Consider the following 23908-nt stretch of genomic DNA (forward strand, 5'->3'; position numbering starts at 1 on the left):
ATATATATTGTGTTTTTGTAGAACGATATGGATCAAATCGAACTGGAAGCTCTGCGACACGTGGCAGGCCGGGCCAGCAGCTTGCTGGGTAGCCTGGCCAACCCCGACCGTCTGATGATTCTCTGCACCTTGGTGCAGGGCGAATGCAATGTGGGGGAGCTGGCGCAGCGCAGTGGCATTGTTCAGCCTACTTTATCTCAGCAATTAACTGTTTTGCGACGCGAAGAGCTGATTGCCAGTCGCAAAGAGGGCAAATACGTCTATTACCGTCTGGAAAATCCGGCGGTGCTGGCCGTGATGCAGACTTTATATGGAATCTTTTGCGCCCCAGGAGGCACTGATGATCGCAATTGACTGGAGTTCCTTTACCCCGTGGAGCGCCTTGTTCGGTGGCGCCTTGATTGGTTTGGCCGCTGCCGTGCTGGTGCTGTTCAATGGCCGGGTGTTTGGCATATCCGGATTGCTGTCCGGCACCTGGAGCGGGGAGGCCGGTGACAAGGGTTGGCGCTGGATGGCCTTGCTGGGTTTGGCGGCGGCCCCGTGGTTGTACCGTTTAGCCGGGGAAACCGTGCCTGCCGTGCAGCCGCAGCCCTGGATGTGGGTCGTAGTGGCCGGTTTGCTGGTGGGGTTTGGAACCCGTTTGGGCTCGGGCTGCACCAGTGGGCATGGCGTTTGTGGCTTGTCGCGCCTGTCGCCCCGTTCTTTGGTGGCAACGCTGACGTTTATGGCCAGCGGCTTTTTGACCGTGTTCGTCTTGCGTCACCTGATCTAAGGAGCCCACCATGCAATATTTCATCGCTTTAGTTTCCGGCCTGATTTTTGGCTTGGGCTTGTTGATTTCCGGTCTGGCCAACCCCAGCAAGGTGCTGGCGTTTCTGGATCTGGCCGGGGCCTGGGACCCGTCTTTAGCCTTGGTGATGGCGGCGGCCATTGCGGTGGCGATTGTGCCCTTCAGTCTGGCGCGTCGTCGTCCTTGTGCTTTTGTGACCGGTCAGCCCATGAATCTGCCCAAGCAGCGTCAAATAGACCGCCCCTTGGTATTGGGTGCCTTGATTTTCGGTGCTGGTTGGGGCGTGGCGGGTTTTTGCCCTGGACCGGCCATTGTGTTGGCAGCGTCGGGCGCGCCTTTGGCCATTCTGTTTCTGGTCGCGATGCTGATCGGGATGTGGGCGGCAGGGCGGGTGCGTGGCTAAGCGCCACGCCACACTGCCTTAGCCCAGATGCGTGCTGGGAGCCGGGACTTGATCCGGCTCCATATTCACCAGACCCTGCAAGATGCCGCAATGCTCCAGGCCACCGGCCTGCCCGCAGCGGTGACGCAGTTCAATCAGTTGTTTTTGCAGGTGTTCCAGCTCGGCAATGCGCACGGCCACGTGCTCGATGTGTTCATCCAGCAAATCATTGACCGGGGCGCAGTCTTGCGCCGGGCCGTCCATGAACGCCAACAGGCCGCGAATTTCTTCGTGCGTCATATCCAGGCTGCGGCAGTTGCGAATAAAACGTAGCCGTTCCAGGTGGATATTCCGGTACAGGCGGTAGTTGCCTTCGCTGCGCTCCGGCTCGGGCAGCAGCCCCACCTTCTCGTAATAGCGGATGGTTTCCGTGTTGCAGTGGCTTTTTTCCGCCAACTCACCAATTTTCATTGCTTTGCCTCCAAAAGGCTTGACCTTGTAGCTACTTTAGGCTTTCTACTGGTCCCATGCAAGAAGCGAGGAACTGCTATGACATCAGCTAACAATACTTCAAAGCTCGGCGTGGGGCAGTGCACAACATCAGCCTGCCAGACCGAGCACGCGCATGACCATAGTCATGATCACGACCATGCAGCGGGCGATCACAGCCACGAGCATAGCCATGATCACGATCACAGCCATGCCGAACAAACGTCGCACTCTCACGAGGGGGCGTGCTGCTCGGCACCCGCTTTTGGTCCATCGGTGACTTTGGCCGCCAGTACCTCTACACGTCTGGTGGTGCACATCGCTGATATGGACTGCCCGGCGGAAGAGAACATGATTCGCTCCGGCCTGAAAAAGCTGGATCAGGTGCAGAACCTGGGTTTTGACCTGATGCAGCGTGTGTTGACCGTGGACCACGTGGATGGTGCCCGTGACAAGGTGCTGGGCGCTTTGCGCGGCCTGGGTTTTGAACCCCGTATGGCCGATGAACAGCCTGTGAAGCAGGTATCGCCCAAGCAGGGCCTGATTCGCATTGCCGGTGCCGTGGTGCTGGCCTTGGCCGCCGAGATCAGCCATTGGCTGGCGGCCCCCGAGTGGCTGGTGATTGTTCTGGCGCTGGCCGCGATTCTGTCCGGCGGCGTGCAGGTTTACAAGAAGGGCTGGATTGCGCTGCGTAATGGTCAGCTCAATATCAATGCCTTGATGAGTATTGCCGTGACTGGCGCGGTGCTGCTGGCCCAATGGCCTGAAGCCGCCATGGTGATGTCCTTGTTCAGTTTGGCTGAATGGATCGAGGCTCGTTCCCTGGACCGCGCCCGCAATGCGGTGGACAGCCTGCTCAAGCTGGTTCCGGACGAAGTGCTGGTCAGTGCCGATGGCAAGGACTGGCAGCGCGTACCCGCTAATCAGGTGCAGGCAGGCTGGCAAGTCCGCGTCGCTCCCGGCGAACGTTTTGGTCTGGACGGTAAGGTCCTTCAAGGTCAAAGCACGGTTAACCAGGCACCGATCACAGGTGAAAGCGCCCCTGTGGACAAGGCTCCCGGTGATGAAGTCTTTGCAGGCACCATCAATGGTATGGGCGAGCTGGTGTATCAAGTCCAGGCTGCGCATGATGAAACCTTGCTGGCCCGCATCACACGCTCGGTTCAGGAAGCTCAGGCCAACAAGGCTCCGATTCAGCGCTTTGTAGACCAGTTTTCCCGCATTTACACACCGCTGGTTGTGGTGGCAGCAGCCTTGATGGCTGTGGCCTTGCCCTTGATCTGGGACGTGAGCTGGTCGGAGTCCGTATACCGCGCTCTGGTTCTGTTGGTGATCGCTTGCCCTTGCGCCCTGGTGATTTCCACCCCGGTGGCTGTGGTCAGTGCTTTGGCCAGTGCCGCACGTGCCGGTATCTTGATTAAAGGTGGTGTGTATCTGGAACGGGCTCGTCAACTGCGTTATCTGGCCGTGGACAAGACCGGCACCCTGACCCTGGGCGAGCCTTCCTTGAGCGAATACGGCAGCTTGCGTCAAAGTCTGTCGGATAGCGAAGTGCTGGACATGGCCGTTGCCCTGGCCGAGCGTTCGGATCACCCCGCCTCGCAAGCGATTGCACGTGGCCGTGTCAGTTCGGGTTTGTTAAGCCTGGACCAGTTCGAGGCTTTGGCTGGTAATGGCGTGCAGGCAGAGGGTTCGACTGGCCAATTGCGTTTGGGCAAGCGTAGCTGGGTGCTGGGCCAGAACCAGGCCGAGTCCAGCCAGGCCGAGCAGCAAGCCGTAGAGAGCGGTGCCACCATGGTGTATCTGGGTGACGAGCAAGGTCTGCTGGCCTGGTTCGCCATGATGGACACGCTGCGTCCCACCACCATCCAGGCGATTCGCGATCTGCAAGCGCAGGGCGTCCAAGTGGAAGTGCTGTCGGGCGACCACGAGCAAGCCGTGCGTCATGTGGCCCAGCAAGCCGGCATCAAGGATTTCCGAGGCGGCTTGCTGCCACAGGACAAGCTGGACCGTATCGAGGAAAAGCTGGGTAATGGTCTGGTGGCGATGGTGGGCGATGGCATCAATGATGCACCTGCTCTGGCTCGTGCTGACGTGGGTATTGCCATGGGTGCGCTGGGTTCGGACATCGCGATCGAGACCGCCGACGTGGCCTTGATGGATGATGATCTGGGCAAGATTGCCTTGCTGATGCGCCAGTCGCGGGCCTTGCATGCTGTCTTGTGGCAGAACATCAGTCTGGCTTTGGGTATCAAGGCCGTGTTCCTGGTGATGGCCCTGACCGGACAAGCCACCATGTGGATGGCCGTGTTTGCCGATGTGGGTGCCAGCTTGCTGGTTGTACTGAACAGCTTGCGTCTGCTGCGCGCCCGCAATCCTTGAACTTCGCGTTTCTTGCAATCAAGCTCCATCTCTTTGAGGTGGAGCTTTTTTTTACCGCCGGGCCGCTCCCAAGGTAACAACCCCCCCCCCCCTTGGGGATGAGCCCGGACATACAGTAGTTCATTGCGGACTGCTGTGTGCCTGGCGAATCCGAGCGGCAAGCAGGCCGCGTGGTGGAGCGCAAGTCGCAGGCGCGGCGTGGGGGCTTTTTTATGGTTCATCAAATAAGCCCATCACTAACGTGAAGTTTTTTAGGGTCGCAGTAGTATCATTAAGGCTTCATTTGGGTTGAGGCCCTGCTTGTTTCTCATCTGTGTCGAACAGGCTGGGCATGACAAGGACGCGCGATGATTGCACTGCTGGAAGCGGGTCGAGCCGGACTCCTGGGGCGAAAACATTGGCTAAATAACCTGCTGGCCGGTTTGGTGGTGGGGGTGGTGGCTTTGCCGCTGGCCATGGCCTTTGCCATTGCATCCGGGGTCAAGCCCGAACAGGGTTTGTATACCGCCATTATTGCCGGTTTGGCGGTCTCTTTATTTGGCGGCAGCCGGGTTCAGATTGCCGGGCCGACGGGGGCGTTCATTGTCATCCTGTCCGGGGTAGTGGCCCAGCATGGAGTGGCGGGCCTGCAAATTGCCACGCTGATGGCCGGGGTGATTTTGCTGCTGCTGGGCCTGCTGCGCCTGGGGGCGGTCATCCGTTTTATTCCCGATCCGGTCATCGTGGGTTTTACCGCCGGTATTGGTGTGATTATCTGGGTGGGCCAGTGGCGGGATTTCTTCGGCCTGCCTGCGGTACAAGGCCAGCACTTTCACGAAAAGCTGTGGTTCTTGCTGCATAACCTGCCGTCTCTGGATTGGGCAACTACGCTGCTGGGGATATTGTCTCTGGCTATTCTGATCATTGTCCCCAGGATTCCGTCCCTGGCGCGCTTGCCCGGCCCCTTGGTGGCCTTGGTTGTCATCACGCTGTTGCAGGCAATTTTCCGGTTCGAGTCCGTGGCCACGATTGGTTCCAGCTTTGGTGCCTTGCCCAGCGGCTTGCCGTCTTTCCAATGGCCTGAAATTACGCTGACCCGTGTGGTGGAGCTGATCGGACCTGCCTTTGCGATTGCCATGCTGGGCGCGATCGAGTCCTTGCTGTCCGCCGTGGTGGCTGACTCCATGACAGGCTCGCGTCACGACTCCAATCAGGAACTGGTAGGTCAGGGGATTGCCAACGTGCTCTCGCCTTTGTTTGGCGGGATTGCGGCCACGGGTGCCATTGCCCGTACCGCGACCAATATCCGTAATGGTGGCGACAGCCCCATTGCCGGTGTGGTGCATGTGATTTTTCTGGTGCTGGTACTGCTGTTGCTGGCTCCGCTGGCGGCCTATATCCCGCTGACGGTGCTGGCAGCAATTCTGTTCATGGTGGCCTGGAATATGAGTCAGGCCAAGCTGGTCGTCCGTTTGCAGCGCCGTATGCCCACGGCTGATCTGTTCATTTTGTGGGTGACCTTTGCCCTGACGGTATTCGCGGACTTGGTGGTGGCCGTGAATATCGGCGTGATCCTGGCTATGTTGTATGTGCTCAAGCGCACTTCGGATGGAGTGCAGGTGCGGGCGCTGGAAGGCCGTCGTTTGCAACGGGCATTGGATTTGTCCTTTAGCCAGGAGTTGCGCCAGGATATTTCGGTGCTGACTCTGGAAGGGCCGTACTTCTTTGCCAGTGTGGAAGCGGTGAATCGTTCCTTGCTGACGGTGCCGGAGCAGGTTCGGGCCGTGGTCCTGCGCCTGAATTACGTGCCTTTTGTGGATGCGACAGCTATGCAGGCTCTGGAAACCGCCTTGGCGGAACTGGAGCAGCGCAATGTCATGGTGGCGCTGTGCGAGGCCAACGAGAAAGTGAACCGCAAGCTGATCCGCATGGGCCTGTTCAAGCAGATCCACGCCCATCGCGTGTTTGATAGTTTGCAGAATGCGTGGGAAAGCGTCAGCGAGACGCTGGATTATCAGGCTGCTGAGGCAGCAGCAAAAGAAGCGACCTTCCCGTCTGATAGTGGTGCTGCTGCACGAGCCGATTAAGGCATGGTCAGATGGTTGAGGAGAGCCTTATAGGTATTTTCTCTTGTGCTGCTGGATGAACGACACCCCAATTATTGGGGTGTCGTTCATTACAGAAGCGGCAGAGGGGCTGATTTTGTAGCTATACCTTTTCGGAGTCCCATGTCTTGGTCAAGACGACAAAGTCAGGGTGTGGAAAAGGGGTGCCAGCTTTATTTTGCAGGCGTATTCAGCGCAGTACGAAAGCCCACGTGCTGGGTAGACATGGTGGTTTCCTGGGGCTGTCGTGATGCCGGGCGATAGCGTACGCAGAAGTTGGCTGCACACAGAAAAGAGCCGCCCTTGATAACGCCGGTTGCCGGATTTCCTTTGGCATCCGTTGCTGCCGTGACAAGGGGTTTGGGCGTCAGGGGCCGATGCTGGGGTTGCCACGCGCTACGTGTCCATTCCCAGACATTACCGACTGAATCCCACAGGCCATAGTTATTGGCCGGGAAGCAGCCCACGGGGGCGGTGCCTTCGTAGCCATCACGTAGCAGGTTTTTGGCGGGGAAATTACCTTGCCAGGTGTTGGCCATCAAGCGGCCACGCACTTCAGGCGTATTGCCCCAAGGGTAGGTAGCACCTTCCAGGCCGCCACGCGCCGCAAACTCCCATTGCTCTTCGCTAGGCAGATCGCGCCCCAACCAGCGGGCGTAAGCCAGTGCATCCTCGTAAGCAATATGGACGACTGGATGATTCTCCCGGCCATTCAGATTGGTATCGGGGCCACCGGGGTGGCGCCAGTTGGCACCCGGCACCCATACCCACCAGTTGTAGCTGCTGGGAGGGGTTTGCTGCTCGTGCCCTTCGTGGTGATCGTGATCATGTGTGGTTGCCGGTGGCGTAAAGACGGCAGAGCCGGGCTGACGATACTGCTCGGGAACCTGAACATTCGGCGGGAATTCCGGCACCCGCTCCGCTTGGGTGACATAGCCTGTCGCCGCTACAAATTGCGCGAACTGGGCATTGGTCACTTCGTGCTGGTCTATCTGAAAGGCCTGGATCTCGACGGGGTGTACCGGCTTTTCTTCCGGGTAGCCCTCGTCGGAACCCATCAGAAAGCGTCCGCCAGGAATGGTGAGCAAGCCGGCCTGATTGGCGACGCCTTGCTTGGCCGGACCGAAGCCGGTTGGTATGCCGCTATACGCCTGGCAATCGTGGGCCGGAACCGGAGGAGGGAGGGTGTCGGAGCCTTCGGCCGCTGCGGGCAGCGGGGCTGCTGCCAGCAGCCCGCATACCGTCAGCAGTGCCTTGGCTCGGGAGAGCTTAAAGGACTTCATCCAGATCCTTGTAGTAGTTCAAGCTGTTGCTGTAGCCAGGGCGTGAGGCCAGACCTTCAAAGTCCTCTACACCGTTGCGTTTGGCATATTGCTCGTACTCGGCAATCAGCTCTTTGAGCTTTTCAGGATGTTTTTCGGACAGATCGTTCAGCTCGGAGCGGTCTTCGACCACATTGAACAATTCCCAGCGGTCTTTACCCCAGGGGGCATTGGCGTAGACGATTTTCCAGTCACCCAGGCGCATGGCGCGGCGGCCATTCAGCTCCCAGCCTTGGCGGAAGGTTTCATGTACCTGATCGCTGCGACCGGTCAGCACATCCACCATGGAATTGCCTTGCATGGGGATGACCTGGCGGCCACGGTATTCGCCCTTGGGTTGCTCGATCTGAGCCAGGGCCAGAATCGTGGGGGCGATGTCGGTTACGTGGGCCGGAGCGCGCACGAACTCGCCCTGACGCTTGCCACCGGGTATGCGCATGATACTGGGCACCGAGATACCACCTTCATACATAAAGGCCTTGTACAGATTGAAGGGCGTGGAGCCAACTTGGGCCCAGCCTGGACCGTACTCAACAAAGGAACCGGGGCGGCCTGTGTTTTCGTAGCTATTGTCGCGATGGTTGTGGGCCCAGGCGCGGGTTTCGCCTTCATCCAGCACGGTATTGCCGTCGGCACCGTTGTCGGACATGAAGATCACGACGGTGTTGTCGTATTGGCCGGTTTGTTTCAGGTGGTCGATCACGCGGCCGATCTGTGCGTCCATGGCTTCCACCATCGCGGCGTAAACAGCCATACGCTTGCTTTCGACACGTTGCTGTTCAGGGCTCAGCTCTTTCCAGCGTGGCCAGGCAGGATTGCCCACATAGCCTTGCATGTCCTGGGGCACCAGACCCAGTTTTTTCATGCGTTCCAGACGCTGTTCACGCAGCACGTCATAGCCTACGTCGTAGCGGCCTTCATATTTGCGTATGTATTCGTCGGGGGCGTGCAAGGGCCAATGCGGCGCGGTAAAGGCCAGGTAGGCGAAGAAAGGCTGATCCTTGCGCTTGTCGGCGTCTATATAAGACATCAGGCGCGAGGCAAAGAACTCGCTGGAGTAGAAGTCCTTGGGTAGTTGCACTTCCTTGCCGTTTTCACGGTACAGGGCAACCGGGGCTTTATTGGCATCAAACGTGATGATGCCGCTTTGGTCAAAATGGCTGGCACCACCGTGCATCAAAGCGTAGGACTGGTCAAAGCCACGATTGGGCGGGGCAACTTCCTCTTTCACGCCCAGGTGCCACTTGCCCGCCATATAGGTACGGTAGCCATTGTCTTGCAGGACCAGTGGAAAGGGCAGGGCCCGGTCACTTAGAAAGCCTTCGTAGCCGGGCAGGGCACGCTGCTGGGGCGTCATCAGCTCGGCCATGCCACCAAAGCCGACCTGGTGGTTGTCTGCGCCGGACATCAGCATGGCGCGGGTTGGGGAGCAGAAGGGCGAGGCGTAAAAGTCGGTCAGGGCTACGCCGTCTTTGACCAGGGCGTCCAGGTTGGGGGTGGAAATTTCCCCGCCAAACGCGCCAATGTCTGAATATCCCAGATCATCGGCCACGATCAGCAAAATATTGGGGCGTTTTGTCTCTGTGGCTGCGTGACTGTTGAGCGTGCAGGCGGCCAAAGCCAGGCCCAGCAAGCTGCGCAGTAAATAGCTATTTTTAGTGCGTCGCATTTTCTTGTGTCTCAATCTAGTTATGTTTGTAGGTAGTACGGATGTGTAGACAGAGCCAGCAACAATGGCCTCACACTTTTGATCTGAGCCGCCGCTGCCAGTCTTTTAGAGGCTGGCGTGTCTCCCCCAATTCGATTGAACACGAAGCCGCCTGGGGATTTCCAAGACTAAAAAGGTTTACTTGCATACCTGGAAGGTATGGTGGCTAATATAAGTATTGGAAATCAAGGAACTAGGCCTGTAAGCGGCGTGGGCTGTGGTTTTCCCTGATAAGTCCACAAAACGCTCTGAATGGAGCCTGTTTATTTGACGTAGCCAGGCTTCTGGCATGCGTGAAGGGGGTAGCCATAAAAAAAGCCCCAGCAAGTGGGGCTTTGGTGAGCAGTCTGGAAATCAACGGGCCAACTTGAATTCGTCGTCACCCATAAAGGCGTAACGCAAGGCGTCGATCAGGGCCAGGAAGTAGGCCAGGGGCGACCAGATGGCAAACAGCACCAGGAATAACAAGCCCATGCCGATCTGCCCCAGGTAAAAGCGGTGCACGCCCAACCAGCCCAGGAAAATCGCCAGCACAATCGCGATCTTGCGGTGGCTGTTGGGTTTGGACATTTCATCTTTCTTGTTCTTGGAGATCCAGATCACCAACGGGACGGTAATGATCAGGGCGATCAGCGCTTTGCCCCAATGCACGGTCAGGTAACGCTGAACTTCCTGCATCAGTTCGATGAAGTCATGGAACAGGAATCCCAGATACGAGGAAAGGTAGCGGAAAATGGCCTCGCCAAAGGTCAGGCCCAACATCACGATCAGGAAGATGGCAATGCCCAGAATGATTTTTTGCAGCATGGTGTTTCCGTCAAAAAAACAGCAAGTTCAATAAGTGCGTGCCTGGCGCACGGCTTGTTCCCAACTGAGCATCAGGCTTTGGGCTTCATCGCGCGACATGGCGGGCTCGAAAACCCGATCGCATTGCCACAGCGCCGCAATTTCCGGCAGACCTGAATACAGACCGCTGCCCAGGCCCGCCAGATAGGCGGCACCTAGCGCGGTCGTCTCAATAGTAACGGGACGCACGACAGGCAGGCCCAACAAGTCTGCTTGAAATTGCATCAGAAGATTATTGGCGCAGGCACCGCCATCTACACGAAGTTCGTGCAAGGCCGGGCCACCGTTGGCCTGTACATCCCGATTCATGGCCTGCAGTACGGCGGCGCTTTGGTAGGCAATGCTGTCCAGAGCAGCGCGGGCGATATGGGCCATGGTGGAGGCGCGTGTCAGGCCGGTAATGGTGCCGCGGGCCTGAGCATCCCAATAGGGAGCACCCAGGCCGGTGAAGGCGGGAACCAGTCGTACGCCTTGGGCGTCGGGCACGCTGCGGGCCAGCTCTTCGACCTGGGCGCTGTGTTCCAGTGCTCCCAGACCATCGCGCAGCCATTGGACAACCGCACCGCCAATAAAGACACTGCCTTCCAGTGCATAGGCGGGAGTGTCGCCGTGATGGGCCGCGCTGGTCGCGATCAGGCCATTATGGGATTGGGGGACTTGCGAGCCACAGTGCATCAACAGGAAGCAGCCTGTGCCATAGGTGTTTTTGGCCATGCCGGGCGTGGTGCAGGCCTGGCCGAACAGGGCGCTTTGTTGGTCGCCTGCCACACCACAAATAGGAATGGGGCTGCCCAGAATCTCGGGGCTGCAATGGCCAAACTCAGAGGCGGAGCTTTGTACCTGGGGCAAGACACTGGCCGGGATGTTGAAAAGGGCCAGCAGTTCCTCGTCCCATTGTTGGCTATGAATGTTATAGAGCAGGGTGCGCGAGGCATTGCTGACATCAGTGGCATGGACTCTGCCGCCACTTAAATGCCAGATCAGCCAGCTATCAATGGTGCCGAAAGCCAGTTCACCGCGTTCTGCCCGTTCACGGGCACCGGGTAGGGAGTCCAGCAGCCAGCGCAGTTTGGAGGCTGAAAAGTAGGCATCAATAGGCAGGCCGGTTTTGCCGGTAATGGTGGCTTCGTGCCCTTGCTCGCGCAGTTGGGCGCAGAAGTCTTCGGCGCGTCTGTCCTGCCAGACGATGGCCTTGTGCAGGGCTTGCCCGGTTTGCCGGTCCCATAGCACCGTGGTTTCACGCTGATTGGTAATGCCTATGGCGTGTATATCCTGGGGGCGCAGACCCGCCTGCTCAATCGTTTGTCGGGCTGTCCGAAACTGGGTGTCCAGAATTTCCTGGGGATCGTGTTCCACCCAGTCCGTGCGCGGATAGTATTGCTGGGTTTCCTGCTGCGCCTTGGCCAGAATGCGGCCGTCTGCCGCTACCACAAGGCTGCGCGAGCTGGAGGTTCCCTGATCAAGAGCAAGTATGAATGTCATGCGAATGAGGCAGTAAAAGCGGAGCAGACCACAGTGTACTGGCTCTGTGTGGCCTGTGTCCGGTAGCCGAAGGCCGCTTGATACGCAAGCAAACAAGTTTCACTGGACGGTAAAAGTTCAGGGGCTAAAATCAGGGTAAATCCCGAGCCAGTCAGCGTTTTTTCGGGTGTCTGCTAATTTCAGGTCCAAAGTTCATCTTATGACTACATTAAGTTCCCCCTTATTGACCGACAGAGCCCAGATGCTGGGCGCCTTGGCGCGCACCACGCAGGTGGATATGGTCGTGGTGGGTGGTGGCGCAACCGGCCTGGGCGTGGCCCTGGATGCGGCCTTGCGTGGCTTGAGTGTGGTGGTTCTGGAAGCCTGGGACTTTGCCAAAGGCACGTCCTCGCGGGCGACCAAGCTGGTACATGGTGGGGTGCGATACCTGGCTCAGGGTAATGTCAGTCTGGTGCGTGAAGCCTTGCGCGAACGCATGCATTTGCTCAGCAATGCGCCCCATCTGGCGCAGCGCCTGCCTTTTGTCATGCCCAGCTACAAGTGTTGGGAGACGCCGTTTTACGGGGTGGGCCTGATGGCGTATGACGGTCTGGCAGGGCGCGAGGGCTTGGGTCATACCCAGTTCCTGAGTGCGGCCAAGATCCGGCAGCTTTTGCCCGGCGCGCGACAAAGCGGCTTGAAAGGAGGGGTGAAATATTGGGATGGCCAGTTTGATGATGCCCGTCTGGCCTTGGCTCTGGCCCGTACCGCGGCCTTGAATGGCGCTTTGCTCATTAATTACTGCCCGGTTATGGATGTGATGCACAGCGAGGGCAAGGTCTCCGGGGTGCGCTGCCAGGACAAGGAAAGCGGCCAGACCTACGAGATCCGGAGCAAGTGCGTGGTCAATGCCACGGGTGTGTGGGTGGATCAGGTTCGACAACTGGATGCGCAGGAAGCGGGGCGTGAACTGCGCCCCATGGTGTCGCCCAGTCAGGGTGTGCATTTGGTGGTGGATCAGGAGTTCCTGCCGGGTGAACACGCCTTGCTGGTGCCCCGCACCAAGGATGGCCGTGTCCTGTTTGCCGTGCCCTGGTTGGGCAAGCTGATTCTGGGGACAACCGATACTCCCCGGGACGATATTCCGCTGGAGCCGCGTCCCTTGGCCCAGGAAGTGGATTTCATTCTGAAAGAGTCCGCGAATTATCTGCAAAAAGCGCCCACGGTGCAGGATGTGCGCAGTATCTGGGTGGGTTTGCGACCATTGGTACGTCCCGCAGCCGAGTCGGCCGCAGGGCAGACGCAATCCATCAGCCGAGAACACAGTATTACGGTTAGTGCGAATGGCTTGCTGACAGTCACCGGCGGTAAATGGACGACGTATCGTGCCATGGCCGAGGACGTGCTGGAACGCTGCCAGCAGTCCGGCTTGCTGGGGCCTTTGCCGGCCTGTCGGACTCAGGAACAACGCCTGGTAGGGGCTTCTTATGTAGGCGACCGGCGTTCTTTGGGTCGTACCGCGGGTCTTGATGCGTATGGTAGCGAAGCCGATTGGGTGCAGGCCTTGCCGGGATCGGATCAGGAATTGGCACCGGGCTTGAGTGTCGCCATGGTGCGCTTTGCCTGCCGCTTTGAATATGCCCGTACCGTGGAAGACATGCTGGCGCGCCGTTCGCGTCTTCTGTTCCTGGATGCGCGTCTGGCGCAATCGCTTGCCCCGGCTGTGGCAGCGATTATGGAAGAGGAAACGGGGCGCTCGCCCGAGCTGGAGGTCTTTCTGGAACTGGCCGAGCAATACGCCACCGTGCCTGCGCGCTAAACGCATCACAATAAGAAAGGGCCCGTTCATGACGGACTCTTTTGCTATGTGCGCTCGATGAAATAGGGCCTGCTAAAAGACCAGGCCCGGTTCTATTCAATCCCTGAGCAGGCTTGCCGATGAATCAATCAAAGAAAGTGCGAGCCGTTTCAAAGCGTTTGGAGAAATAGGGGTTATCCAGAGAGTCAATCCGCACCCGTCCGCCACTGGAGGGCGCGTTGATGAATTGTTGTTTGCCTATATAGATACCCACATGCGAGTTCGGGGTGCCCAGCGTATTGAAAAACACCAGATCGCCAGGGCGCAGCTGTGAACGGCTGACGCGACGGGACGCGCTGGCCTGATCGCTGGTACGACGTGGAATGGGGGAACTGGACTCCTGGCTGAATACATAGTGCACCAGGCCGCTGCAATCAAAGCCGGTAGACGGTTCGCGCCCGCCGTAGCGGTAGGGCGTATCCAGCAAGGTCAGGGCAGACAGGACCACGGCCGAGCGGCGCTGATCATCGACACCAATGGGTTTGCCGGCTGGCAGGCGGGAGGAGGGCGTGTGCGCACAAGCCGCCAGGATCAGTGTCAGGCACAAGGTAAGCAGACGTTGCATAAAAGCAGCAGGAACCATGGGCTGTTACAAAACGGATAGGGGGGCGGCAGGGAAAGCCGTCACCAGAAGATTATCCAATATTTCGCCATTTTTTAGGCAGAGCCTGAGAGGGTTCTGCGAAATATGCATTAATTAATGGCTAATGTATGCAACAAAACATAATTTTGATACAAGCGCTTTGATCTTTGTCATGTTACATCTAGTTTATATCTACAACATTAAGTGAGCATCTGATAATATTCTGCTGTGTCTTGATACGTTTATTGCATATATCCGACGTTTTCCATGTTTTTAGAGCATTCATAGACAATGTGTGTCGGAAGCGTCGATAATGTAAAAAATATATTCACGCAATAGATTGCAAGGCATGATACATATTTATGTAACTTTATATATTTTAAATGTGTTTTGTTACAAGAAACTAGCTGATTAACAGTTTTACAAGGATGGCTGACATGCCCGTATCGGAAAATTCGCTGCTGAATGATATTCAGGAAGTCAATTTGTCGTACTTGTTACTCGCGCAACGCCTGCTGCGAGAGAATTTTTCGGCAGGTATGTTCCGTTTGGGCTTCGACACCGATGTGGCAGAGACCTTGTTGCGTCTGTCGCCCGCCCAATTGGTCAAGCTGGCCAGCTCCAGCTCGTTGATTTGCGGCTTTCGCTTCAATGACTACGACCTGCTCACCACCTTGACGCAGAATGTGCTGGGAGGGGTATTGCAGCAGGCTCACTCCACCATTCTTCTGTCACAGCGCGCGACGGCAGAACAAGTCGGTTAAACCGGCTGCGAACTTATTACATCAAGAACTATGGCTATAAAAAGCGTCGCCAAAGAAGCCCAGGAAATTGGGCTTGCTTCCGACATGATTGAACTGGGGGCGCGCTTGCAGGTCCTGCAAGCAGAAACATCGCTAAGTTACGACCGGCTGGCCCGTTTGTACCGTGAAGTCAAAGGTTGCTCGCCACCAAAAGGCATGCTGCCTTTCTCGGTGGACTGGTTCATGACCTGGCTGCCCAATATTCATTCCAGCCTGTTCTACAGCATTTACCAGTTCATGGCCGTGCATACGCCTTGCGACAAAAGCCGTGCGCTGGTCGAGGCCTATCGCCTGTACCTGGAGCAGTCCTCGGCCGGGCGTCTGGAAGTGGGGCCGGACGAAGAGCCTGTGCTGAGCTTTACCCGTGCCTGGATGCTGCTGCGCTTTTTTGATAGCGGTTTGTTGCAGCTGTCCCAGTGCGAGCGTTGCAAGGGGGGCTTTGTAGCCCATGCGCACGATCCTGAAGCGGGTTTTATTTGTGCCATTTGTCGTCCGCCACCACGGGCTGGCAAGACGCGCGCCAGCAAGGCACGTAGTACGCCTAAATCTCCTGCCAGCAAAAGTCGAAAATCAGAGCCGGTCAAGGAGCCGCAAGCCAGGGTCCCGGGGCACGTCAACATTCAGGTAGACGTGCCCATCTAGTTGTAGCTTTTGTCGTCAGTGTGCAGCAAAGCCGGATAGATGCTGGTTTTTGATGTGGATCTGATAAGAATCTGAACGTGTCAAGGCAACTGGAAGCGTCGATCTAGGCTGGAAAAAGGCCGTTAACGCGTCGTTTTAGCCCGGTTGCTTGCCGCCATCATTAGCAGCGTGTATTTGAAGAAGGCGTATCCGTGCTTATTATCCTTGGATATATCATTGTTTTCGTCTCCGTTTTCGGGAGCTTTGTGGGGCTGGGCGGGCATTTAGGTGCGTTATACCAGCCTTTTGAATTACTGCTGATTGGTGGCGCGGCCCTGGGGGCCTATTTTGCGTCCAACAGCGGCAAGTCCATCAAGCTGCTGGCTAAAGCGTTGCCGATTGCATTTCGCAGCAGTCCCTACAACAAGCAGTTGTACATGCAGTTGATGGGCATGTTGTCTGTGCTGCTGAACAAGGCACGACGCGATGGCATGATGTCCATCGAAGCGGATATCGAAAACCCTGAACAAAGTCCCATCTTTGCCGATTACCCCAATGTGGTGAAAGATCCGGCCCTGATGAACTTTGTGTCTGACTACCTGCGTTTGATGATCAGCGGCAATATGAGCTCGTTTGAAATCGAAACGTTGATGGACCAGGACATCGAAACCCACCAGCACGAACGCAACGTGCCCGCTCGCGCCTTGCGCGAAGTGGCCGACGCCTTGCCCGCTTTCGGGATTGTGGCGGCGGTGCTGGGTGTGGTGAAAGCACTGGCCTCCGTGGACCAGCCACCTGCCGTGCTGGCTGACCTGATCTCCAAGGCCATGGTGGGTACTTTCCTGGGTATTTTGCTGGCCTACGGTTTTGTGGCGCCTTTGGCTGCCACCATCGAGCGCCGTACCTCGGATTCGGTCAAGGTGCTAGAGTGCATCAAGGTTACCTTGCTGGCCAACCTGAATGGTTACCCACCCCAGTTGGCGGTGGAGTTTGGCCGCAAGGTGCTGTACTCCTCGGATCGCCCTTCGTTCCAGGAACTGGAAGAGCATGTACGTCAGGCCCGCTCGGGTGCTGGTCGCAAAGCCTAAGCGGATGCGTTCATGAGCAATCATAAGGATCGCGTGGTCATCCGTCGCAAGAAGATGGCCCATGCCGAGCATCATGGTGGCAGCTGGAAAATTGCCTACGCCGACTTCATGACGGCGATGATGGCTTTTTTCCTCGTGATGTGGATTCTTTCCCTGGTTCCCAAGCAGGACTTGAAGGAAATTGCCGATTACTTCCGTATGCCTTTGATGGACGCCGTCTCGGGCGGCTATCAGGCGGACTATTCGCGCAGCGTCATTCCCGGTGGCCAGCCTAGCCTGGTCCCCAATCCCCATCCCGGTGTCAGTGCCAATCAGGCGGCTGATGATCGCCAGGACGTCGAACGCCTGGAAGATCTGAAATCCGCTCTGGAAGAATTGATCCGCATTGACCCCGTCCTGAAAGAGTTTCGTCCGCAATTGCTGCTGGACATGACTCAGGACGGTTTGCGCATTCAGATTATTGACCGTCAAAGCCGCCCCATGTTCTCCACGGGCAGTGCGCAGGTGCAGATTTATATGCGAGCCATTTTGCGCTCGCTCAGCGCTCCCTTGAACGAGATGCCGAACCGGATTCTGATTTCCGGCCACACCGACTCGCTGCAGTACGCCAGTGGTGAGCGTTTGTACAGTAACTGGGAGCTGTCGGCCGACCGTGCCAATGCGGCTCGACAGGAGCTGGTGGCCGGTGGTCTGGCCGAGGCCAAAGTCAAGCAGGTCGTGGGTTTGGCCGATAGTGTAAGCCTGGTTAAAGATAACCCCGCGGCAGCCGTAAATCGACGTATCAGCCTGCTCGTGCTCAATAGCCGGGCGGAACGACGCATGGACGAGCAAGCCGCAAGTGGTTCGGAAGAGTTCGATTTGCGCGAAGCCATGCAGGAGACCGAGGGGCCAATCAGTATTCATATTCCCGGTCTGCCTGAAATGCCTTCTGCCTTGCCAGTGGTGCCCTAGGGCCTGTTAACAGGCCTGACGGCCCAGGTGTTTGGGCTGTGCTTTTTGTTTTGTTGTTCTAAGCCATAACCAGGAAGGAAGTGTTCATGAGCTCCGGCGTAGATCTGAGTCAGTTTTACGAAACCTTTTTCGATGAAGCCGATGAGTTGCTGGCGGACATGGAGCGCTTGCTGCTGGAGCTGGATCTGGACGAGCCTGATCGCGATCAGCTCAATGCCATCTTCCGGGCCGCGCACTCGATCAAGGGCGGTGCAGGCACGTTTGGGTGCTTTGGCCAGTTGGCTGAGACCACCCACTTACTCGAAAATCTGCTCGATCTGGTCCGTAATGGCGAGATGCAATTGCGCAAGGACATGATTGACCTCTTTCTGGAAACCAAGGACGTGCTAACGGGACAAGTCAATGCCTACCGCGAGGAACAGGAGCCTGACGAGGAAGCCTACACCCGCATCTGCGCGCAATTAAGGCAACTGGCCCTGGAACAAAAGGGCATTCTGGCGACGGACACGAAAGGAACCGAAGCGATCCTGCAAGCCGAACCGGAACCCGAGCCGGAACCGGCCGCCAATACGGATGGCTTGCCACTGTGGGTGTCCATGGGGCCTGTGTCGGATAAAGATGCCGAGGCCTTGCAACAGGAAATGGAGTTGATGGGCAACATCGTTCATCAAACCCGCGAAGGTGATCGCCTGGATATCTGGGTGGAAACCACGGGTTCGGCTGACGATATTCTGGCCGTGTGCTGCTTCATTCTGAATGCTGATCAGGTGTCGGTAAAACCGGCCGCAGCGCCAGGACAAGCGGTCGCTCCAGCAGCTGCTCCCGCCACTGCCGTCGCCTCGGTTCCCGCCGCAGTGGCTGCCGAGCCTGCAGCCCCCGTCGCTGCACCGGCTGCTCCGGCTCCCGCTCCTGTTGCCGCTGAACCAGAAAAAACCGAAGCACCTGCGCCTGCTGCCGCTCCCAAAGCTGCTGACAAACCAGCCAAGGCCGCCGCTCCCAAAGAGTCGGGCACGATCCGTGTGGGCGTGGAGAAAGTCGACCAGATCATCAACCTGGTGGGCGAGCTGGTAATTACACAAGCCATGCTGGTGCAAACCGCCTCGACGCTGGACCCGGTTGTACACGATCGCCTGCTGAACGGTATCGAGCAGTTGGAGCGCAATGCACGCGACCTGCAAGAGTCCGTGATGTCCATCCGCATGATGCCGATGGATTACGTGTTCAGCCGCTTCCCGCGTGTGGTGCGTGAAAGCGCGGCTCGCATGGACAAGAAGATTCGTCTGGTTACCAAAGGGCAGGCCACCGAACTGGACAAGAGCCTGATCGAACGCATTATTGACCCCTTGACCCACCTGGTGCGCAACAGTATCGACCACGGCATTGAAATGCCCGAGGATCGTCTGGCTGCAGGCAAGGAAGAAGAGGGCGTGCTGACCTTGTCGGCCCAGCATCAGGGCGGCCACATCATCATTGAAGTGGTGGACGATGGCGCCGGTCTGAACCGCGAACGTATTCTGAAAAAAGCCATGTCCTCGGGCCTGCCGGTAACCGAGAGCATGCCGGACGACGAAGTCTGGCAACTGATTTTTGCCCCTGGTTTTTCCACCGCCGACAAGGTTACGGAAATCTCCGGCCGTGGCGTGGGCATGGATGTGGTGCGACGCAATATTCAAAGCATGGGCGGCCACGTCCAGTTGTACTCGCGTGCGGGCAAGGGAACGACTACCCGTATTGTTCTGCCGCTGACGCTGGCGATTCTGGATGGCATGTCGGTCCAGGTGGGCAATGAAGTCTTCATCCTGCCCCTGGCCCACGTAACCGAATCCATGCAGCCGACTGAAGAGCAGTTGCGCCGCGTATCCGATACCGATCACGTGATGTTTGTGCGTGGCGAGTATCTGCCCCTGATTTCCCTGCGTGACATCTTCTCGGTCGATGGGGCCGAGACCGATGTCACTCGTGCGATTGCCGTTATCTTGCAGGCCGAAGACATGCGCTTTGCCTTGCTGGTCGATCACCTGATCGGTCAGCATCAAGTCGTGGTCAAGAACCTGGAAGCCAACTATCGAAAAATTCCGGGTATTTCCGCTGCCACCATTTTGGGCGATGGCAGCGTAGCCCTGATTGTTGATGTTTTTGCCTTGCAACGTCTGGCGCGTGACCCCGCCTCGACGTGGGCCTGATTATTCGGAGATTTTTATGTCCAACGACTTTACTTCCCACTCCGAAGCTGCCGAGGCTGGCGGCAAGGAGTATCTGGTATTTACTCTGGGCGACCAGGAATACGGCATCGATATTCTGAAAGTTCAGGAGATCCGGGGCTACGACTCCCAGACCGTAACGCGTATTGCCAACGTGCCCAACTTCATCAAGGGCGTTACCAATCTGCGTGGCGTGATTGTGCCTATCGCAGATTTGCGGGTGCGCTTCAACATGGAACGGGTGGAGTACGACCACCAGACCGTGGTGGTGATTCTGAATCTGCGCGATCGCGTAGTGGGTGTGGTGGTTGATGGTGTGTCGGACGTGCTGGTGCTGCAATCGTCCCAGATCAGCGCGGCCCCCAGCTTCGGTACCGCCTTCTCGACCGAGTACCTGACCGGTATCGGCACGCTGGGCGAACGTATGCTGATTTTGGTGGATATTGAAAAACTGATGACCAGTGAAGAGATGGCTCTGGTTGACAGCGCAGTGGCCTGATCGCCCGAGTCTGCAAAGACTTGCCAAGCGGGGACTTGTTTAACGGGTCCTTCCAGGAATGTTCGGGTCGGGGGAGGCGTCACAAGCGCCTCTGATGTTCGGATCTACTCTAGACAAGGTGCTTGCAATGCTGGATGGATTACGTTTAGCCAATCTGAAGGTGCGGACCAGTCTGATTCTGGTACTGGTGTTTTTTTTAGCAATGCTGGTGGCAGGCGCGGCCCTGGGGATCTTGTCCCTGCGCGCCAATAACGGTGCGCTGCAAAGCATCGTGGTCAACCAGCGTGTAGGCTCGGCCATGTATCAGGCCATCGAGCGCTACAAAGAGACCCAAACCCTGATAGGACGAGCGGCCATCAGCTACGTGGTCAGCAATGATCTGCAAAACCAGGATTTGATGGCCGAGTGGAGCGATGTCGCTCCCAAAACCTCTGCGATCAGCACGGCAACCCGTGATGCCCTGGATGCCACGCGCAAGCAGTTTGAACTGGCCCAGGAAGCCTTCTTTGAATACCAGGGTGTTGCCACCCAGCTGGAAGGCACCAACGATTACTACCAGCGTGTTGACGCGGCGTTCATGTCCCTGATGCAAGGTGGCGTGCTGCCCTTGATCGCCTATCTGGAGCAAGGTGATATTGCCGGTTTCCGCAGCTATGTGGCGACCACCACCAAGTTCCTGGAAGAAGATCTGTACAGTGCCTTGAGCACTTTGCAGGAAGCCCAGCAGCGCTCTATCGACACGCAATACAAGAAAGAGAACGACCAGTACAACATGGTGATCCGTCTGGTGGGTCTGGCCATGGTGCTCTGTCTGTTTATCTCGCTGGCTGTGTATGTGTTCCTCAATCGCATGGTGCTGCGTCCCTTGCGTCAGGCTGGTGCGCACTTTGATCGCATCGCCAGCGGGGATCTGACCCAGCGCGTGGAAGTGAAGTCCACCAACGAAATTGGTGTGCTGTATGACGCCGTGCGTCGCATGCAGGGCAGCTTGCAGTCCATGGTGCAGACCGTGCGCCAGGGCGTGGAAGAAATTACCTTTGGTTCGCATGAAATCTATGTGGGCAATACGGACTTGAGCAGTCGCACCGAAGAGCAGGCCGCCTCCTTGCAGCAAACCGCTGCCAGCATGGAGCAGTTGGCCAGCACGGTTCGTCAGAACTCGGACAATGCCCAGCAAGCGGATCAGGTTGCCAAGAATGCTTCCGAAGTGGCGTTGCGCGGTGGTCAGGCCGTCTCTACCGTGGTGCAGACCATGGAAGACCTGTCGGCCAGTTCGGGGCAGATTGCTCAGATCGTGAATGTGATTGATGGCATTGCCTTCCAGACCAATATTCTGGCCCTGAACGCGGCGGTGGAAGCGGCCCGAGCAGGGGAGCAGGGCAAGGGTTTTGCTGTGGTGGCCGGTGAAGTACGCAGTCTGGCCCAGCGCAGTGCGCAAGCGGCGCGTGAGATCAAGGGCTTGATCGAGCAGTCGCTGGCCAAAGTGAAAGAAGGAACCCGACAGGTGGATGAGGCAGGCAAGGTGGTCATGGAAGTGGTCAGCTCAGTTCAGAGCGTGACGACCATCATGGCGGAAATCTCCTCGGCCTCCAATGAGCAGTCGGAAGGAATTGAGCAGGTGAACCGGGCGGTTGCACAAATGGATGTGGTTGTGCAGCAGAACGCGGCCCTAGTCGAGCAGGCAACCGCTGCGGCGGGCTCCTTGCAGGATCAGGCAACCCGTTTGTCCGATGCGGTGTCGGCGTTCAAAGTCAGCGCGCAAGACATTATTGATGATCCGTTTGAAGCGCCCGAGCCGGAACGATTACGTTCCACGGAGCGTCTGTCGACGGGGCCTTTTAGCGGGACCTTGGCCAGCCTGTAGTTATATGAGCACATCTGTGGAACCTTTTGTTTATACATTGCCCTCGATCCCGCAAGCCTCGAGGGCCGACTGTGAGCGAGCCGCGCGCTTGCTCAAGTCGTATGCGGGCATCATCTTAGGTACCCACAAAGAAGATATGGTGGCCCGCACGCTGGGTATGCGCAGTCAGAACGCGGGCATGCGCGAGGTACGCCAGTACCTGGATATTCTGGAGCAGGACACCCATAGCCAGGAGTGGCAGGACTTCGTCAACGCGTTCACCATCAACCACACCGCATTTTTTCGCGAGCAGCATCACTTCGATATTCTGGGCAAGTTTGTCAGCACACGCGGCAAACCCCTGGATATCTGGTGCAGCGCCGCGTCCACGGGCGAGGAAGCCTATTCCATCGCCATGACGGTGCGCGAACACTGCCCGTCGCCGGATGTGAACGTGTCCATTCTGGCCAGTGATATCGACTCGGCCGCCTTGGACAAGGCCCGTCAGGGCATGTACACCCTGGAGCGCATTCAGCCCGTGCCCGATCTGTGGCTGCCGCGTTACTTTCAGCGTGGTGTGGGCGCTCGCAAGGGACTGGCACGCGTCAAACCCGTGTTGCGCAATATGGTGGAGTTCGAGGAGTTCAATCTGGTGGGGCCGGCCTGGCCGTCCTCCAGCCGCTTTGATGTGATCTTCTGTAGAAACACCATGATTTATTTTGATCGGGAAGATCAGACGCGCATCCTGGAACGATTCGCCGCGGTGACCAAGCCGGGCGGCCTCTTGTTTGTGGGACATTCCGAGAACTTCTCCTACCTGACCAAGGCATTTCGTTTGCTGGGTCAGACGGTGTATGTCCGGAACTAGGGTCTAAAGAGTCTTACCAAGCCCTGAGCTCTGTTGGCGCTTGATATCGGGATTATGAGTAGCATGAAGAAAATTCGAGTTTTGTGTGTAGACGATTCCGCCCTGGTGCGCAGCCTGATGGTGGAAATTATCAACAGTCATGCGGATATGGAAGTGGTGGCGGTCGCCCCCGATCCGCTGGTGGCGCGCGAGCTGATCAAGGAACACAATCCGGATGTGCTGACGCTGGACGTCGAGATGCCGCGCATGGACGGGCTGGACTTTCTGGAGCGCCTGATGCGCTTGCGTCCCATGCCCGTGGTGATGGTGTCCTCGTTGACTGAGCGCAATTCGGACGTGACCTTGCGTGCCCTGGAACTGGGCGCGGTGGACTTTGTGACCAAGCCCAAGCTGGGCCTGCGCGATGGCTTGCTGGATTACTCGGACCTGATTGCCGACAAGATTCGCGCCGCCTCCATTGCTCGCCCACGTCGTGCGACCCCGGCCCCGGCTGGTTCCGCTCCGGCCCGTCGCCTGACGCACAACTTCTCGACCACTGAAAAACTGATCATGATCGGGGCGTCCACGGGGGGCACCGAGGCCATTCGCCAGGTGCTGGAGCCTTTGCCGGCCAACTGCCCGGCCATCATGATTACCCAACATATGCCAGCCGGTTTCACGCGCTCGTTTGTGAACCGTCTGGATGGTCTGTGCTCCATGCAGGTGCACGAGGCTGAAGATGGTCAGCGCGTCCTGCCCGGCCACGTGTATCTGGCTCCCGGTGGTGTGGCGCACATGAAGCTGGCCCGCTCGGGTGCCAACTATGTGGTCAAGCTGGTGGACAGTGAACCCGTCAACCGCCACCGGCCCTCGGTCGATGTGCTGTTTCACTCTGCCGCCGAACTGGCTGGACGCAATGCCGTGGGTGTCATTCTGACCGGCATGGGCAAGGATGGCGCGCAAGGCTTGCTGGCCATGAAACAGGCCGGTGCCATGACTTTTGCTCAGGACGAGGCCACCAGCGTGGTCTTTGGCATGCCGCGTGAAGCCTTGCAAATTGGCGCGGCGGACATCGCCTTGCCTTTGGGGCAGATCAGCGAACGAATTCTGGCCAGTGTGGGGGCCTTTGGGCACCGTGTATAAACGGGCC

General features: G+C 57.7%; 21 protein-coding genes. 15 read left to right on the forward strand and 6 right to left on the reverse strand.

The window, feature by feature from the left end:
* Positions 1-27: 27 nt before the first annotated feature.
* Genes DUD43_RS05925 through DUD43_RS05935 form a run of 3 tightly spaced genes read left to right on the forward strand, consistent with a single transcriptional unit; the run spans position 28 to position 1193 of the window.
* Entirely contained in the window at positions 28-354 is a 327-nt protein-coding gene (locus tag DUD43_RS05925) for an ArsR/SmtB family transcription factor (protein WP_153229526.1), read from the forward strand.
* Positions 341-772, forward strand: coding sequence for a YeeE/YedE family protein (locus DUD43_RS05930; protein WP_259672551.1), 432 nt, complete (start codon positions 341-343; stop codon positions 770-772). The genes DUD43_RS05925 and DUD43_RS05930 overlap by 14 nt, the downstream gene beginning before the upstream one ends.
* A 10-nt stretch (positions 773-782) precedes the next feature.
* Positions 783-1193 (forward strand): DUF6691 family protein, encoded by a 411-nt coding sequence (locus DUD43_RS05935; protein ID WP_153229527.1) that lies wholly within the window; start codon positions 783-785, stop codon positions 1191-1193.
* 18 nt (positions 1194-1211) lie between these two features.
* Here the strand turns inward: DUD43_RS05935 and cadR are convergent, their stop codons facing one another.
* Positions 1212-1643 carry a Cd(II)/Pb(II)-responsive transcriptional regulator gene (gene cadR / locus DUD43_RS05940; RefSeq protein ID WP_042487623.1) on the reverse strand — a complete coding sequence of 144 codons (432 nt, stop codon included), beginning with the start codon at positions 1641-1643 and terminating at the stop codon, positions 1212-1214.
* 78 nt (positions 1644-1721) lie between these two features.
* On the opposite strand from cadR, the gene DUD43_RS05945 reads away from it, so the two are divergent.
* Complete coding sequence (locus tag DUD43_RS05945; protein WP_228125907.1) at positions 1722-4043, forward strand: heavy metal translocating P-type ATPase; 2322 nt, start codon at positions 1722-1724, stop codon at positions 4041-4043.
* A gap of 347 nt (positions 4044-4390) precedes the next feature.
* Complete coding sequence (locus DUD43_RS05950) at positions 4391-6109, forward strand: SulP family inorganic anion transporter (protein WP_228125908.1); 1719 nt, start codon at positions 4391-4393, stop codon at positions 6107-6109.
* Positions 6110-6300: 191 nt separating this feature from the next.
* Here DUD43_RS05950 and DUD43_RS05955 read toward each other — a convergent pair whose 3' ends face one another.
* From DUD43_RS05955 to glpK, 4 genes are all read right to left on the reverse strand, one after another.
* Positions 6301-7410, reverse strand: coding sequence for a formylglycine-generating enzyme family protein (locus DUD43_RS05955; protein ID WP_153229528.1), 1110 nt, complete (start codon positions 7408-7410; stop codon positions 6301-6303).
* Positions 7397-9118 carry an arylsulfatase gene (locus tag DUD43_RS05960; RefSeq protein WP_194273447.1) on the reverse strand — a complete coding sequence of 574 codons (1722 nt, stop codon included), beginning with the start codon at positions 9116-9118 and terminating at the stop codon, positions 7397-7399. Before DUD43_RS05960 ends, DUD43_RS05955 begins: the two co-directional genes overlap by 14 nt.
* 393 nt (positions 9119-9511) lie before the next feature.
* Complete coding sequence (locus tag DUD43_RS05965; protein WP_153229529.1) at positions 9512-9964, reverse strand: TM2 domain-containing protein; 453 nt, start codon at positions 9962-9964, stop codon at positions 9512-9514.
* Positions 9965-9991: 27 nt separating this feature from the next.
* Positions 9992-11485, reverse strand: a complete 1494-nt coding sequence (gene glpK / locus DUD43_RS05970) for a glycerol kinase GlpK (RefSeq protein ID WP_153229530.1) — start codon at positions 11483-11485, stop codon at positions 9992-9994.
* Positions 11486-11684: 199 nt separating this feature from the next.
* On the opposite strand from glpK, the gene DUD43_RS05975 reads away from it, so the two are divergent.
* Complete coding sequence (locus DUD43_RS05975; RefSeq protein WP_153229531.1) at positions 11685-13283, forward strand: glycerol-3-phosphate dehydrogenase/oxidase; 1599 nt, start codon at positions 11685-11687, stop codon at positions 13281-13283.
* A 124-nt stretch (positions 13284-13407) separates the two neighbouring features.
* Here the strand turns inward: DUD43_RS05975 and DUD43_RS05980 are convergent, their stop codons facing one another.
* Complete coding sequence (locus tag DUD43_RS05980) at positions 13408-13905, reverse strand: C40 family peptidase (RefSeq protein WP_153229532.1); 498 nt, start codon at positions 13903-13905, stop codon at positions 13408-13410.
* 437 nt (positions 13906-14342) lie between these two features.
* Between DUD43_RS05980 and flhD the strand changes: the two genes are divergently transcribed.
* The 9 genes from flhD (at position 14343) to DUD43_RS06025 (ending at position 23901) form a co-directional block, all read left to right on the forward strand.
* Positions 14343-14669 carry a flagellar transcriptional regulator FlhD gene (gene flhD / locus DUD43_RS05985; protein WP_153229533.1) on the forward strand — a complete coding sequence of 109 codons (327 nt, stop codon included), beginning with the start codon at positions 14343-14345 and terminating at the stop codon, positions 14667-14669.
* A gap of 30 nt (positions 14670-14699) precedes the next feature.
* The gene (gene flhC, locus DUD43_RS05990; protein WP_153229534.1) at positions 14700-15350 is read left to right on the forward strand and encodes a flagellar transcriptional regulator FlhC; all 651 of its coding nucleotides are present in this window, start codon (positions 14700-14702) and stop codon (positions 15348-15350) included.
* Between the two features lie 191 nt (positions 15351-15541).
* A complete protein-coding gene (motA, locus tag DUD43_RS05995; protein WP_153229535.1) occupies positions 15542-16417 on the forward strand; it encodes a flagellar motor stator protein MotA in 876 nt (291 codons plus the stop codon).
* Positions 16418-16429: 12 nt separating this feature from the next.
* On the forward strand, positions 16430-17368 hold the full coding sequence (motB, locus tag DUD43_RS06000; protein ID WP_153229536.1) for a flagellar motor protein MotB: 939 nt from the start codon (positions 16430-16432) through the stop codon (positions 17366-17368).
* A gap of 86 nt (positions 17369-17454) precedes the next feature.
* The gene (gene cheA / locus DUD43_RS06005; RefSeq protein WP_153229537.1) at positions 17455-19551 is read left to right on the forward strand and encodes a chemotaxis protein CheA; all 2097 of its coding nucleotides are present in this window, start codon (positions 17455-17457) and stop codon (positions 19549-19551) included.
* Between the two features lie 16 nt (positions 19552-19567).
* On the forward strand, positions 19568-20068 hold the full coding sequence (locus DUD43_RS06010; protein ID WP_094196094.1) for a chemotaxis protein CheW: 501 nt from the start codon (positions 19568-19570) through the stop codon (positions 20066-20068).
* 127 nt (positions 20069-20195) lie between these two features.
* Entirely contained in the window at positions 20196-21932 is a 1737-nt protein-coding gene (locus DUD43_RS06015) for a methyl-accepting chemotaxis protein (protein WP_153229538.1), read from the forward strand.
* Positions 21933-21936: 4 nt separating this feature from the next.
* Positions 21937-22779 carry a CheR family methyltransferase gene (locus tag DUD43_RS06020; RefSeq protein WP_222668598.1) on the forward strand — a complete coding sequence of 281 codons (843 nt, stop codon included), beginning with the start codon at positions 21937-21939 and terminating at the stop codon, positions 22777-22779.
* Between the two features lie 63 nt (positions 22780-22842).
* A complete protein-coding gene (locus DUD43_RS06025) occupies positions 22843-23901 on the forward strand; it encodes a protein-glutamate methylesterase/protein-glutamine glutaminase (RefSeq protein ID WP_021446831.1) in 1059 nt (352 codons plus the stop codon).
* Positions 23902-23908 lie beyond the last annotated feature (7 nt).

Source organism: Alcaligenes faecalis (assembly GCF_009497775.1).
GTDB lineage: Bacteria > Pseudomonadota > Gammaproteobacteria > Burkholderiales > Burkholderiaceae_B > Alcaligenes > Alcaligenes faecalis_D.